The organism is Streptomyces sp. NPDC049954 (genome assembly GCF_040656295.1).
Classification (GTDB): domain Bacteria; phylum Actinomycetota; class Actinomycetes; order Streptomycetales; family Streptomycetaceae; genus Streptomyces.
Map to the genome: position 1 here is coordinate 525699 of NZ_JBFALS010000003.1, position 12990 is coordinate 538688.

The 12990-nt window shown below is 69.6% G+C and carries 12 protein-coding genes, 3 tRNA genes and 2 pseudogenes; 8 read left to right on the forward strand and 9 right to left on the reverse strand.

Features of this window, described 5'->3' with window-relative positions; translation table 11 throughout:
* Positions 1-54: 54 nt before the first annotated feature.
* Together AB0J21_RS08725 and AB0J21_RS08730 are read right to left on the reverse strand one after the other, a co-directional pair.
* Positions 55-1506: an FGGY family carbohydrate kinase gene (locus AB0J21_RS08725; RefSeq protein WP_363145112.1), complete on the reverse strand. Its 1452-nt coding sequence runs from the start codon at positions 1504-1506 to the stop codon at positions 55-57.
* Between the two features lie 25 nt (positions 1507-1531).
* Positions 1532-1765 (reverse strand): annotated as a pseudogene (locus AB0J21_RS08730) (hypothetical protein); the annotation flags it as partial.
* A 226-nt stretch (positions 1766-1991) separates the two neighbouring features.
* On the opposite strand from AB0J21_RS08730, the gene AB0J21_RS08735 reads away from it, so the two are divergent.
* The 3 genes from AB0J21_RS08735 (at position 1992) to AB0J21_RS08745 (ending at position 2470) form a co-directional block, all read left to right on the forward strand.
* A tRNA-Asn gene (locus AB0J21_RS08735) sits at positions 1992-2064 on the forward strand.
* Between the two features lie 5 nt (positions 2065-2069).
* Positions 2070-2142, forward strand: a tRNA-Asn gene (locus tag AB0J21_RS08740).
* A 254-nt stretch (positions 2143-2396) separates the two neighbouring features.
* Positions 2397-2470, forward strand: a tRNA-Ile gene (locus AB0J21_RS08745).
* 150 nt (positions 2471-2620) lie between these two features.
* On the opposite strand, the gene AB0J21_RS08750 is transcribed toward AB0J21_RS08745, so the two are convergent.
* A complete protein-coding gene (locus AB0J21_RS08750) occupies positions 2621-3166 on the reverse strand; it encodes a hypothetical protein (protein WP_363145113.1) in 546 nt (181 codons plus the stop codon).
* Between the two features lie 170 nt (positions 3167-3336).
* On the opposite strand from AB0J21_RS08750, the gene AB0J21_RS08755 reads away from it, so the two are divergent.
* From AB0J21_RS08755 to AB0J21_RS08765, 3 genes are all read left to right on the forward strand, one after another.
* On the forward strand, positions 3337-4026 hold the full coding sequence (locus AB0J21_RS08755) for a DUF4192 family protein (protein WP_363145114.1): 690 nt from the start codon (positions 3337-3339) through the stop codon (positions 4024-4026).
* A gap of 186 nt (positions 4027-4212) precedes the next feature.
* Positions 4213-4689 carry a hypothetical protein gene (locus AB0J21_RS08760; RefSeq protein WP_363145115.1) on the forward strand — a complete coding sequence of 159 codons (477 nt, stop codon included), beginning with the start codon at positions 4213-4215 and terminating at the stop codon, positions 4687-4689.
* A gap of 18 nt (positions 4690-4707) precedes the next feature.
* A complete protein-coding gene (locus tag AB0J21_RS08765) occupies positions 4708-5505 on the forward strand; it encodes a hypothetical protein (RefSeq protein ID WP_363145116.1) in 798 nt (265 codons plus the stop codon).
* A gap of 616 nt (positions 5506-6121) precedes the next feature.
* Here the strand turns inward: AB0J21_RS08765 and AB0J21_RS08770 are convergent.
* A complete protein-coding gene (locus tag AB0J21_RS08770; protein ID WP_363145117.1) occupies positions 6122-6739 on the reverse strand; it encodes an FAD-dependent monooxygenase in 618 nt (205 codons plus the stop codon).
* Positions 6694-7116: pseudogene (locus tag AB0J21_RS08775) on the reverse strand (FAD-dependent monooxygenase); the annotation flags it as partial. The gene AB0J21_RS08770 and the pseudogene AB0J21_RS08775, both read right to left, overlap by 46 nt.
* Positions 7117-7127: 11 nt before the next feature.
* Between AB0J21_RS08775 and AB0J21_RS08780 the strand changes: the two are divergent.
* The gene (locus AB0J21_RS08780; protein WP_363145118.1) at positions 7128-7985 is read left to right on the forward strand and encodes an NmrA family NAD(P)-binding protein; all 858 of its coding nucleotides are present in this window, start codon (positions 7128-7130) and stop codon (positions 7983-7985) included.
* 555 nt (positions 7986-8540) lie between these two features.
* On the opposite strand, the gene AB0J21_RS08785 is transcribed toward AB0J21_RS08780, so the two are convergent.
* Both AB0J21_RS08785 and AB0J21_RS08790 read right to left on the reverse strand, forming a co-directional pair.
* Positions 8541-9173: a nuclear transport factor 2 family protein gene (locus AB0J21_RS08785; protein WP_363145119.1), complete on the reverse strand. Its 633-nt coding sequence runs from the start codon at positions 9171-9173 to the stop codon at positions 8541-8543.
* A 67-nt stretch (positions 9174-9240) separates the two neighbouring features.
* The gene (locus AB0J21_RS08790) at positions 9241-9819 is read right to left on the reverse strand and encodes an NAD(P)H-dependent oxidoreductase (protein WP_363145120.1); all 579 of its coding nucleotides are present in this window, start codon (positions 9817-9819) and stop codon (positions 9241-9243) included.
* 124 nt (positions 9820-9943) lie between these two features.
* Here AB0J21_RS08790 and AB0J21_RS08795 point away from each other — a divergent pair, with 124 nt between their 5' ends.
* Positions 9944-10648: a GntR family transcriptional regulator gene (locus tag AB0J21_RS08795; RefSeq protein ID WP_363145121.1), complete on the forward strand. Its 705-nt coding sequence runs from the start codon at positions 9944-9946 to the stop codon at positions 10646-10648.
* A gap of 197 nt (positions 10649-10845) precedes the next feature.
* Here the strand turns inward: AB0J21_RS08795 and AB0J21_RS08800 are convergent, their stop codons facing one another.
* Both AB0J21_RS08800 and AB0J21_RS08805 read right to left on the reverse strand, forming a co-directional pair.
* A complete protein-coding gene (locus AB0J21_RS08800; RefSeq protein ID WP_363145122.1) occupies positions 10846-12051 on the reverse strand; it encodes an oxidoreductase in 1206 nt (401 codons plus the stop codon).
* A gap of 58 nt (positions 12052-12109) precedes the next feature.
* On the reverse strand, positions 12110-12964 hold the full coding sequence (locus AB0J21_RS08805) for an NmrA family NAD(P)-binding protein (RefSeq protein ID WP_363145229.1): 855 nt from the start codon (positions 12962-12964) through the stop codon (positions 12110-12112).
* Positions 12965-12990: the final 26 nt, after the last annotated feature.

Here is a 12990-nt window from a genome sequence, read left to right on the forward strand (position 1 = left end):
GGCCTTTGGGGCCCGCCCTCGCGACTCTGCAACAGAGTCCTCGCGGCGCGCCCCTCACACCGCGTCGAAGGCACCCGGGTGCGTCTGCTCGCGCACCGCCCCGTACTGCTGGCGCACGGCCGCACCGACCGCCCGCTCCTCCTCGTCGGCCTCCAGCACCTGCGAGGAGGCGCCCTGCCAGGCCGGCGGGGTACGCGGGTCCAGCCGGCCCTCGCTCACCCCGAGCGCCCAGGCCGCCTGCCGGGCCGCACCGAGCGCCGCGTACTCGGCCGGCTGCGGTACGGCGACCTGCGCGCCGAACAGCGAGGGGGCCGCCGCGCGCACCGCGGGCAGTTCGGCGGCCGCGCCGAGCAGGAAGACCCGGCGCACCTCGACGCCCCGGCCGCGCAGGACGTCGAGCGCGTCGGCGACCGAGCACAGCATCCCCTCGAACGCCGAGCGCGCGAGGTGTTCGGGCTTCATCGACTCGCGCCGCAGCCCGCTCAGACTGCCCGCCGTGTGCGGGAGGTACGGCGTCCGCTCGCCCTCCAGATAGGGCAGCAGCACGAGACCGTGCGCACCCGGCGTCGACTTCGTCGCGAGCGCCGAGAGCCCCTCCAGATCGGTGCCGAGCAGTTCCGCGGTGCCGCGCAGCACCCGTACCGCGTTCTGCAGGTGGACGACGGGCAGGTGCATCCCCGTCGCGTCGGCCAGCGAGGTGATCATCCCGCCCGCGTCGGCGAGGGCCTCCTCGTGCACCGCCATGACGGAACCCGAGGCGCCCAGCGACACCACGGCGTCACCGGTGCGCACCCCGAGCCCGAAGGCCGCCGCCATCGTCTCCCCGGTGCCCGCGGAGATCAGCAGCCCCTCCGGGGTGGTCCCGGCCGCGTCCGAGGGGCCCAGCACCTCGGGCAGCGCGGCCTGGTGGCCGAGGGCCAGTTCGGCCAGTTCGGGCCGGTAGGCACCGGTGGCCGCCGACCAGTAGCCGGTGCCGGAGGCCCCGCCCCGGTCGGTGGTGCGGCGCGCGGGGCGGCCCAGCAACTGCCACACGAGCCAGTCGTGCGCCTGGAGCAGGGACTGCGTGCGGCGCGCGGCCTCCGGCTCCTGGCGCGCGAGCCAGCGCAGCTTGGTCACCGGCTGGGCGGGCCTGGGCACACAGCCCACGGCCTCGGCCCAGGCCTGCCGCCCGCCGAACTCGTCGAGCAGACCGGCCGCCGTGCCCTGCATCCGCTTGTCGTTGCCGATCAGCGCCGGGCGCACCGTGGCGCCCTGCTGGTCGAGCGGTACGAGCGTGTGCTGCTGGGCGGAGACCCCGATCGCCCGGACCCCTTCGAGCACCCCGCCGGTCGCGGCCTCACCGAGCGAGAGCAGCCACGACTGCGGGTCGGTCTCGTACGGGTCGGAGCCCTCGGGCCCGGCCGGGTGCGGAGCGTAGCCCTGACGCAGCACGGCTCCGGTGTCCGCGTCGCACACGACGATACGAGTGGATGCGGACGAACTGTCCAGTCCCGCGACTATCCCCATGACAGCGAATTCTGCCCCACGAACGCCGCGGGACCGCACCCGGCATCCGGTCGGTCACCTTCACGGAGACCACGTGCAGGGCCTTCCCCGCGGCGACCCGTCCCTGCTGCGTGGCGGTCTCGGTCGCGTTGCGCACGGCGGGGTTCTGCGAGACCTGCCGTGCGTAGCCCGCGATCTTCTCGTAGCGCTCACGCCCGGCCTTGGTCCCCAGGACGTAGCCCAGGGCCGCGCCCGCGACGAATGCGATCCGGTAGCGCATGGTGGCGGCCACCCTTTCCCTCAAGTTTCGGTCCGTCCGGCCCAGCCGTCCGGTCTGCCAATGAACAGCCTCACAGGTGCCTCGGCAGTGAGGGTTCCCCGTCCGGCGATCCCCAGGCCCCTACCGATTGGCAAAGCACCCCCCTGCTTGCGCTAATGTATGTGTCGCAGCGAACGCGCGCCGCACGGCGAAGCCGCAGGTGGGTACGTTCGGTGCAAGAGGTCGATCCCCTGTAGCTCAATTGGCAGAGCAGCCGGCTGTTAACCGGCAGGTTACTGGTTCGAGTCCAGTCGGGGGAGCGCGGTCTCCTGTAGCTCAATTGGCAGAGCAGCCGGCTGTTAACCGGCAGGTTACTGGTTCGAGTCCAGTCGGGAGAGCAGAACGGAAGGGCCCCCTCGGGGGCCCTTTTCCGTATGCCCGGCCGGCTTCCCACATGCCCGGCGACCCCGTGCCCGCGCCCTCGCACCCGCGAACAGACCTCCGATTCGGCACGATCCACCCTGAACCGGAACCGTCCGCTCCAGGCCGTGGTCTTCAAGGTCGTGTGTGGCCGACCATCCGAGGCGGGAGATCGTATGACCGGCTATGCTGCGGCAGACGGCGCGCACACGTGTACGCGACGCGCCGGGCCGGGGCGGTAGCTCAGCCGGTTAGAGCAGCGGACTCATAATCCGTCGGTCGTGGGTTCGAGCCCCACCCGCCCCACCCCGAGGTTCACCAAAAGAACCGTTTCTACCTGCACAAACGCAGGAACGGGGGTCACCACTCCAGGGTGGTGACCCCCGTTCCCGCGTTCGGACCAAGATCCAGGGGACACACAGGGGACACGGGACGGCTCAGGGGGCAGGAGTCCCCTTACGCGGCCTTCCGTCGCCTGTTCAGAGCCTTGCGCTGGGTCCGGGTCGCAGCCGGGGGCAGCCCAGTCGGCAATGTCCACTCCGCTGCGTCCGGCGACTCGGTCCGGGCGACGGTGAAGCGCGTGAGGGAGAAGTCCGCCCGCTGCTCCTCCGGGTACTGGTCGTTGAAGTTCTCCACCCGGACCAGCCCCAGCTCGTTGGCGGTGGAGTGGTCCCGTATCCACCTCACGGCCGCGTTGGCGGCGTCGTCCTGGCCCCGGCCGGCGAGGCTGATCACGCCGAGGACGTCTGCCCCGGGCTGCGGCTGTGCTCCGACAGCCCAGGTGTCACCTGACCGCCGAGCGCCGTGGGCGAAGAAGACGGCGACCCCGTTCTGCCAGGCCGACTCGGGGATGGCCGGCGCGGTGCGCTCCTCGAAGGGGATGTCGCGGGGGACGACGGCCATGACCGACTCGGCCTCGGCCCGCATCATCTCGGGCAGCACGCTGGTGTAGGTGTCGGAGGTGACCTGGCGCGAGGAGTGGCCCAGCTTCTCCTGGCCCACCTTGATGTCGTGGCCCGCGAGCAGGGCGAGGCCCCCTGGGGCACCGCCGCACTCCTCGCCCCCGTCGCCGACCGCCTCACGACCGAACTCACGGAGCGCCGCGCCGTCGTACTCCAGACCATCGGTCTCGTCGCGAACCGGTGGTGGGCGTTCGAGTGCACCACCGAAGGGTGCTGCGAGGGCCAGCCGCTCCCAACTGCCGATGTCTCCACCAGCGTTGCGGCACAGATGGCCCGCCTCGGCCGCACCCCGGCCCCCGCACCCGCGACATCGTCCAGGAGTTCCGGGCGGCGGCCCCCGCCGACACCGACTTCCTCAAGACCCTGGACACGGCCGTCGACCAGTTCAACACCCGGCGCACGACCAGCGCCGGACGCGACGCCATCCTCACCTCGACCTGCGCCCAGATCGACGCGGCCGGGACGGCCGACATCATCGGCGGCGCCCTGGCCGACTTCCGTAACGGCTCCTCGCAGCTCACGGACGAGATCGCCGCCCGCATCACTCTTGGCCTCCAAGACCGCGAGACCCGAGACGCCGTACTGTCCACCGGCGACGAAAGCGACCTGCCCGTGGAACGGCAACTGTGGGCGTACCTGGTCCGATGCTGTGTACCCCCGCACACCGACAAGGCCGCGCCGCTCCTTGTCCTCCTCGGCTGGGTCGCCTGGCGACAGAACGACACCGTCACAGCCAGCCACGCCTTCTCGGACGCCCTCGACATCGACCCCCACTACACGCTCGCCAAGCACCTGCTCGAAGGCATCCGCACCGACTGCGCCCCGGCCGGGCTCCTGGCAATCTTCCGCGAAGCCGACCAGCGATTCGCCGCGGGACGCGCCGACCTCGACAACCTCTGACTCCCCCGGCGGCCCCGGCAGCTTCGCCGGGGCCGCCCCCGATCCGGAGACCTCATGCCCACCCCTTCGATGGATGGCTCACTCGACGAACGGATGTCTCCTGCGCGAGAGGGTTCGAGTGGTGCGAAGACGCGGGATGAATCGTGATGTCCCTGCTGATCCTGGAATCTGCTGGAGCATGTTCCGATGCGCGTGCAATCTCTCGCCGTCACGATCTTGGTCACCTCGCTCACGGCCGTGATCTCCCTGTCGAGTCCAGCTTGGGCAGAGGAGCCCTTGCCGTCGGCCGGCTCCAAGGCCGCCTCAGTCGATCCCGTCGAGATCTTCGAGACTGGCGGGGACTACGTCCACGTCTCCAGCAGGCGGCCACGGACGGCGTCAGCGCACGGCTGGTGGCAGGACGGAAACAGCAGAGGTGCCAAGGCGAAAGTCACCGTGGAGCTTGAGGTCAAGCACGGGAGCAGCTGGCGCAAAGTGGCATCCGGCTCCAGGACCGTCATGCCGGGTGGTGGCAGTTCCCGCAGAGCGAACGTCCGCTACACCTGCGCGGGGACCAAGAAGACGACCTGGCGCAGTCGGGTGGACGTCGACATCATCGGGGTCGCCGACTCGCCCGACAAATTGGAAACCCCGGCGAAGACGTTGTCCTGCGGAGTCAGCTGAGAGCGAGAGGACAGGACTGTGCAGGAGGACGAGGCAGAGGGGGCGGACAGCTTCACGATGGCTGTGGCGCTGTACGGCGTGCTGCGCGAGTATCCGTGGATCGGACAGGTCACGGCGGATCACGACCTGGACGAGGACCTGTTCAGCCTGGCGGTGAAACGTGCGGCGGCCTACGGCTTCAGTTCGACCCGATTGAGCGCCGGGGCCGAGCTGGGCGGGCAGCGATGGGGTCATGCGGACGCCGGTGGCGACTGGTCACAGGACGGACAGGTTCGGGAGCTGGCCTCGCTGACCGTCTACCCCGCGACCGGACTGCGGGCGCAGCACCTCCCCGTTTTGCCGATGACCCGCGTCCTGGCCGACGCGCTGAACCGGGTGGGGGAAGTGGACTTTCGCGGCTTGAGCACAGCGGTGCCCATGCACCTTGCGCCGGACACCCAGTTCGACCTCGTCGGCGAGGCTGCCTGGTACGCCCTGGCTGCGCCGGACTCCCGTACCCGCGCCACCGTCACCGTCACCGTCACCGAGGCTGCGGCGGCGAAGGAGGTGTGCGAGCTGACGCGCGAACGTGGGCACGATCTACTGCGAGTGGAACCCGCATCGCAGAACGAAAGGCTGCCCGTCCTCCGTGGCATCGGTCATGATCTGGAGTCACCCAGGCTTTCGGCGTTCACGTGCGACGTTCCGGAGTGGACACCAGAGGCAGCGGCGTGGCTCGCTGAGGTTTTCATCGACTCCCTACGCTGCGTTGGCGCAGGGCCCATTGCCGGGATCGAGATCGCCCTTCCGGGTACTACACTTGCCAACGGCGGCTGACCTGCGAAAAGCCGCCCCGCTCCACACTCCGGGCACAGGAGGTGGAAGCCCTCTTCGCCGGTAAGGCACTCTGCGCAAGGCGTCTCCATACCGATCTCAAGCAGGTACAGCGGCTGCGTCAGAGGGACCAGCCAGGGGCCAGCAAGGGGCCGGAAGGTCCCGGACGGATCAGGAAGGATGAAGCCCTTTCCCCCGTGCACGGGCGGTGCCGCTCCAGGGGCGCGGCCTTCTCCGGTCCCGCGCCTGGTCCTGCCGGTGACGGGGGGAACCGAGGCGTCGTCTCGTCAGGTCTCTGTGCACCGGTCGGCCCTGTGGGGCTGGTCAGGCCTGCCTGACGGGTGAGCGCGGCTCGCGGGCGAGGATCTGGCCGAGGGCGTCCCTGAGCACGGTCTTCGGGTCGTCCACCCCGTCGACCGAGCGGAAGGCGATGCACCGGTCGGGGCGGACCAGGATGGCACCGCTGTCCGATATGCCCCGGCGCTGGAGCCAGGCGAACCGGATTTCGCGGCCTCTACCCAGGCGTGGCCCTGGACGCCGGTCAGCAGCAGGAACTTGCCGCCGTGGACCAGGCTGCCGAGCGCGAGCCGCTCGCCCCGGCTTTTCACGAACGCGTGGATCAGCGGGTGACCGGGCCGGGTACTGGGCTCGTAGAGGGCGACCTCGTCGACCGGTACGGGGGCCGGGGTGCCGTCGGGCACGATCGTGGCGGACTCGTGGCGGTAGCCGGACTCGACGTTGTGGTGGTGGAACTCGATGCTCCGCGACTCGATCGCCCGGCCGACCGCGTGCCGCTTGGCGGCCGAGTCGGGGCCGTCCTCCCACAGGGGGCCAGCCCGGCCCAGTTGTCCTCGGGGCTCCTGTCGGGGGAGAGGTTCAGGGCCCGGTCGACACTGAGGTGGTTCAGCGCGTTGGCGATCGACTTGTCGATGTTGTTCTGGTCGACGGGCCTGCGCTCGGCATCGTAGGTGTCCAGCAGCGCCTCGCCCGCGCGGCCGGCCAGGACGGCCGCCAGCTCCCAGGACAGGCTGTGCACGTCGTGGATGGCCGAGGTCAGTCCGAGTCCGCCGGTCGGCGGGTGGCGGTGCGCGGCGTCACCCGCGAAGTGGACCCGGCCACGCGGAACTTGTCCGCGATCAGCTCGTGGCGGATCCGGACCCCGCCCGGCCTGAGCCGCTCGGCGTGGGCCTTGAGAACCGGTTCGAGGCGGATCTGCGACAGGTTCACCGATCGGCACGGGCTGGCCGCGATGTGACCGGGGTCCGTGAAGTCGACGCCCCAGGAATCGAGTTCGCCCAGCTTGCGGCCGTAGTAGTCGTGCCGCCCGGCGACACCGGCGTGCCAGGCGGTGGCCCGCATGTTCTCCGCGGGGGTGCCGCGCTCGTAGACCTCGTCCGCGACACCGGCCTCGGTGAAGAGCTCCAGGGCGCGCTGGTTGAGGACGTGTGCCTTCGGGCGGGGCGAGGTGGTCGGCAGGGAGCTGACCACGAGCGAGTCCACCCCCAGGGTCGACAGAGTCGCCGCGTGCGAGGGCGTCCGGCAACCCAGGTGCTTTCCAAATGACTGCCCAAGGTGTTTGATATCAAATATCACAGCGATGGCTGAGTCGATCATCTGGAGATCTCGTGATCCTGGTAACCGCAGCGAGTGGCCGCACCGGCCGGAGTCTGATCCGCGCGCTGACGCGCCATGGCAAAGAGGTCCGGGCCGCTGACATCGCACCCTCGGTCCACGAGGTCCGCGACCTCGGTGCGGCCGAGACCGTCGTGGCCGACCTCCTGGTCCCCGCCGACCTGCGCAAAGCGATGAGCGGGGTGGATTCGGTCATCCATATCGGTCCGTTGTTCCACCACCGCGAAGCCGACATCGGCCGTGCCGTCGTCGCGGAGGCGCGCCGCCACGATGTGCAGCACTTCGTGCAGTTCTCCGTGGTCCACCCGCAGATCGAGCAGCTTCTGAACCACCAGGCCAAGCTGGCGGTCGAGCGTGCCGTGATCGCGTCGCCGATCCCCTTCACGATCCTCCAGCCCATGCACTACCTGCAGAACATCGACGTCGCCGACTCCGTCGCGTCCGGGATCTACGCCAAGCCGCACTCGGCCGAGTCCCGGCTGGCGCACGTCGACCTCGATGACGTCGCCGAGGTGGCGGCGCGCGTGGTCGGCGACCCTCACCACCATTACGCGACGTACGAGCTCTCCGGCAGCGACTACGTGACCGGGCACGAAATCGCCGGGGTTCTCGCCGAGTTGTCGGGCCGACCGGTCGTGGCCGAGTTCCAGGACCTCGACGACCTGGTGAGCCCGCAGCGCGAGCGGCTGGCGGAGGCCGATTTCCCGTACGACGTCATGTACCGGCTGTTCGGCCATTACAGCCGCTACGGCATCACGGGCAACCCCAACGTGCTGACCTGGCTGCTCGGCCGCCCGCCGACCACGCTGCGCGAGTACGTGCAACGCGAACTGGACGCACCCAGGCCCTGACCACCGGCTTCGCACTGCCCTGCGGCCCGGCTGCGGGGGCGGTGCACCGCCCGTCGACCGACGGCCCTCAGGGGCGGCTTCACCGCGCCGCGGTTTCCTCACGCCCACCGATTCGACGGCGACACGAGCGTCGACTCGCTCCCCGGCCTGACCGGACACCGCTCCCCGGCCTGACCGGACACCGCGGCCCGGCCACCGAGGCGTCGCCGTCGCGGTCCGCGAAGCCCTGGAACACGGCGCCTCCTGACCGGGACGAGCGACACCGCAGCCCCCCGCAGCAGGCCCACGCACAGCAACCCGGCGGCCTCGGCCTACTGACACCCCGAAGCGTCGGACATGGTCAGTACCCGAAGCCGGGACAAGGCGATCGTCACCCGGTTCAGTCAAGAGGTCACCGAAGGAGGAGACGCCGGCGTCTGCACCGGGACGAACTTCCCGGACGTCATCCACCACAGATGCCGCCCAGCAGGGAACGCCGCCAGGACCTGACGGCGCGGCGGTCTTCTTCGACGACTGCGGTGACCCCCTCGAAGCCGACACCTGGACACCTGCGGCTTACGCGTCGTTGAGCCACTCCCAGATCGCCTCGTAGAGCGCCGCCAGTTCTTCTGGACGGTCGTCACCGAGATCGTTCTGGCTGGGAGAGCGGCCCTCCCGGGCGATGTTCCAGGCGAGCAGCGCGTAGCTGGGGCGGTACTGGGCGAGGTCCTCTTCGGGGATGCGGATGGACTGGCCCGGGATGGACGGGGACAGGGTGGCGTACTCGTAGACGGCGTCGAGCGTGCGGATGCGCCAGATGTCCCCCCGCCGTTCCAAGCGGTAGTTCAGACGGGTGTGGGTGACCAGGTCGCCCCGCACGCCTTCGACCTCGACGGGGAGGCGCATCGCGACGGGCAGTTCGGTGTACGCCCTGGCGCCCCGGACGTGGACGACCGGGGCGAACAGGTGGTGGAGCGCGACCGCTCCACGTTCGGCCATCGCGGCGGAGCCGGCCACGAAGCCGGCCCCGTCTCCCTCGTACCAGCTCAGGCGCACGGTGGAGTCGTCCCAGAACTGGTCCTCCATCTGGTGCCACCAGCCGCGGTCGCGGCCCTGCCGTTCGGCCAGGACGACGTGGGTGACAAGGGCGATGTCGGGGCCGCTCCCGGCGGGGTTCTGCCCGTGTGCCGATGCTCGTGTCGCTTCCATATGTTTCCTCTCGCCGGAACGACCCGCCCCGGTGGGCGGGCCGTCGCGCGTGCTCGTCGTCCCTGTCTCAGTGGTTCGCGGGCCGCAGCTTCGCGGTCATTCGTGCCAGTTCTCCGAGCATGGCCGTGGCTGCCTCCTCCAGTCCTTCTTCTTTGACGACCTCGCCGTCGGCTGTGACCTTGTGCATCGCGAACGGGATGTTCACCGCTTCGAGCACCGGCACCATGCGCAGGGTCGTGACGACCTGCTTGAGCTGCTGGACCGCTCGGGTGCCGGCGCCGACGCCCCCGTAACTGACGAATCCGACGGCCTTGTCGGCCCATTCGTGGCACAGGTAGTCCAGTGCGTTCTTCGTCGCGGCGCTGTACCCGTAGTTGTACTCGGGGGTGACGAGGACGAACGCGTCCGCGCGTTCCACCGTCGCGCTCCAGTCGTGGGTGTGCTGGTGGACGTACTGCCTCAGCCGGGGGTGGTTCGGCTCGTCAAGGAGCGGCAGGGCCACCTGGGCGAGGTCGATCACCTCGACCTCGAAGGACGACTGCCGTTCGGCCACCTCGGCGAACCACGCGGCGAAGGCCGGGCCCAGGCGGTTCGGGCGCGTGCTGCCGATGTGTATCTGCAGGAGTGGACGTGTGGGCTCGGACATGGGTGCTTCCTTCGGTTGTTCGGTAGGTCGGCCAGTGGTCCGCAGGGCACGGCAGTTGTCGTGCTCCAATCAGGCGGATGCGACCACTACACTTGGTGACAGCAGGCAATCGGAAAGCAGGAGCATGAAGAAATCGCCGGTCAAGCCGATCGAAGCCCGCTCGGTCTCGAACCTGGTGACCGACGAACTGCGGCGTTCGATCATGTCGGGAGACCTCGCGCCCGGTGAGACGGTCTCCCTGCGCAAGCTCGCCGACATGCTGGGCGTGAGCTTCATCCCGGTCCGGGAAGCCTTGCGGAATCTTGAGGCCGAGGGCCTCGTGATCACTCAGCCGGGGCGGAGCGCCTATGTGGCGCCGCTCCACCTGGACGACCTCCAGGGGATCTACCGGCTTCGTCGCACGATCGAGCCGGAACTGGCCGGCCGCGCCTGCCGGATCATCTCCGATGCCGAACTCGACCGGCTGGAGGCCGAGGCGGAGGACTTCGGGGACGAGCAGAACACCATCCACACGATCTACGAGGCGCATCGCGCATTCCACGCCGCACTGCTCACCCCCGCGGCCACCGAGTGGGACCGGCGGATTCTGAATCTCCTGTGGCAGGCGGCCGAGCGATACGTCCGGATCGGCTTCAGCAAGATCGATCCGGCCCCTGAGGACAAGCGGCGTCGTCAGCATGCCCATGAGGACCTCATCGATGCCTTCCGTACACGTGATCCCGGTGTTGTCGCCAAGGCGGTCCTGGTGCACCTCTCCCGCAACGAGGAGACCGCGCTGCGCGCACTGAGCAGCGATCCGGAGATCGCGACCGCGTCCGGCACCGGCTGAGCGGCAACTGCTGAGGTGCCGAACGTCCCCGCGTGTCGCGGAGCCCCGAGGGGACGTTCGGCCGAGGCGCGCTCGGTACCGCGGCCGTGCCGTCCGGCCCAGCTCGTGGGTGGTGGAACGGGTGCCCTAGTGCCACGGCAGGCAATGTTTGCCCCCGTCGCGGCGTCCGGCACGGGCAAACATCGCCTGCCACGGCACTAGATCATGTGCGTGATCTTCACGTCGGAGCCGACGAGGGCCTTGCCGTAGATCTCGTAGCAGACCATCGGCAGGATGCCGGCGTGGCGGGAGGCCACCTCCGAGTCCCGCCAGATCCGCTGCAAGGGGTTGACCTCGGCGAACGAGCCGGAGCCGTGGGCGTAGAGCAGGATGTCGATCGCCTTGACGACGTTCTCGACGGCCCACCCCACGTCCGCGCGGATCCGGGCGCGGTCCAGGAGGTCGAGCTTCCTGCCGTCCCGCGCCGCGCTGTCCATGTCGTCGGTTACCCGGTGGGCGTGGAAGTGCGCGGTGTCGAGGTGCATGGACGCTTGCGCCAGCTGGATCTGGACGGCGACGGAGTCGGCCTGCCGGGTGTAGATGGTGTTGGTGACGCCCTTGGTGGCCGCCTTCTCCCTCACGATGTCCAGCGCGGCCCGGCCGAGACCGAGCTGCGGCCCGACCATGCCGACGGTGAAGAAAGGGCCGAGCGGCGACTGGTAGAGGAACTCGTCGGTGTGCTCGGTCGGGAAGTCGCCTTCCATGGCCGGGCCGACCGGCATGATGCGGTGCTCCGGCACGAAGGCGTCGGTGGCGATCAGGCAGTTGGAGCCGGAGGCACGCATGCCGGCGACGAACCAGGTCTCCTCCAGTTCGAGGTCGCTGCGCGGCACAAGGGCCATGCCCATGCCCACGACCTCGCCGGCCTCGTCGGTGACCGGAATGCTCAGTACTGCCCAGTCGGCATGCCAGGAACCGGAGTTGTAGAACCATTTCCCGGTGACCTGAAAGCCGCCCGGTACCTTCTTTGCCTCCACCCGGGGGGAGAACACACCGGACACCAGGGCTCGCGGGTCATCGGCCCACACGTCGTTCTGCGCCCGGTCCGTGAAGCAACTGGCGAGCCAGGCGCCGGAGTTCAACAGGGACACCACCCAGGCCGTACCGCCGTCGGCTTCACCCACCGCGGCCGAGACGTCGACGAGGGCCTTCATCGAGGACTCGTAGCCGCCGAAGCGCCGAGGCTGGAGGAGCTTGAAGAGACCGGCGTCCTGGAGGGCCTGGATGCTCTCCTCAAGGACGCGGCGGTTCTTCTCTCCCTCGGCGGAGTTCTTGCGCAGCAGAGGCTGGAGGTCCCTGGCCCGTGCCACCAGCTCGGTCACGCTCGGTGAGGAGGACGCTTTCGGGTCGAGTGAAGTGCTCATGCGTTGTCCTTGGAGGTCATCGCCCGCTCGGGGCTTCGTAGGGGCGTGGGACGGGATGTCAGACGGTCGAGGAGGCGGCCCGGAGTTCCCGGGTCACGTACTCGCGCAGAGTTGTCGGAGGGCGGCCGAGCAGCCATCCGAGCACGTTGGGATTGCCGGTGATGCCGTAGCGGCTGTAGTGGCCCCACAGCCGGTACATCGCGTCGTAGGGGAACTCGTCCTCCTCCTTCCGCTGCCGGTCACCGCTCGCGAAGTCGCTGATCGGCAGGAGTTGCGTGGTGATGGTCCGCCCCGCCACCTCCCCGATGACCGCCGCGATCTCGTGCCCGTCCACGTAGTCGGACCCGCACAGTTCGTACGTCGCGTAGTGGTGGCGCGGGTCGCCGACGACCTTGGCGGCGACGGCCGTGACGTCCTCCAGGTCCACCTGGGCGAGGCGGGTGTGGTGGGAGAACGGCTTGCCGTGCACCCCCGAGGCCACGGTCGCGGCGACGTCGATGTTCTGGAGGTAGTGCATGGGCTGGAGGATGGTGAAGGGGATGGGCGACTGGAGAACGGCCCGCTCCACCGCCAGTTTGGCCTGATGGTTGAGCAGCGCCTCGATCTGCGGGTGCACGACGGAGAACTGCACGAAGTGCCCGACACCGGCCCGCCGCGCCTCGGCGACCACCGCGCGGCCGATGTCGGCCTCACGGTGGTGGAACAGGGGACCGATGTGGATGACGGACTCCACCCCGTCCACCGCCTTGCGCAGCTCGGCGGGTTCCAGGAGGTCGGCCACCACGGTCTCCTGCGCGCCGAGATCGCGCAGTTCATGGACGGAGGGCGCGATGTCCGCGGCCCTGACGCTTTTGCCCTCACGGAGGAGGGCTCGTACCAGGCTGCGGCCTGTCCGGCCGCTCGCCGCTGTCACCAGAATCAAGGTGTGCCTCCACAGGG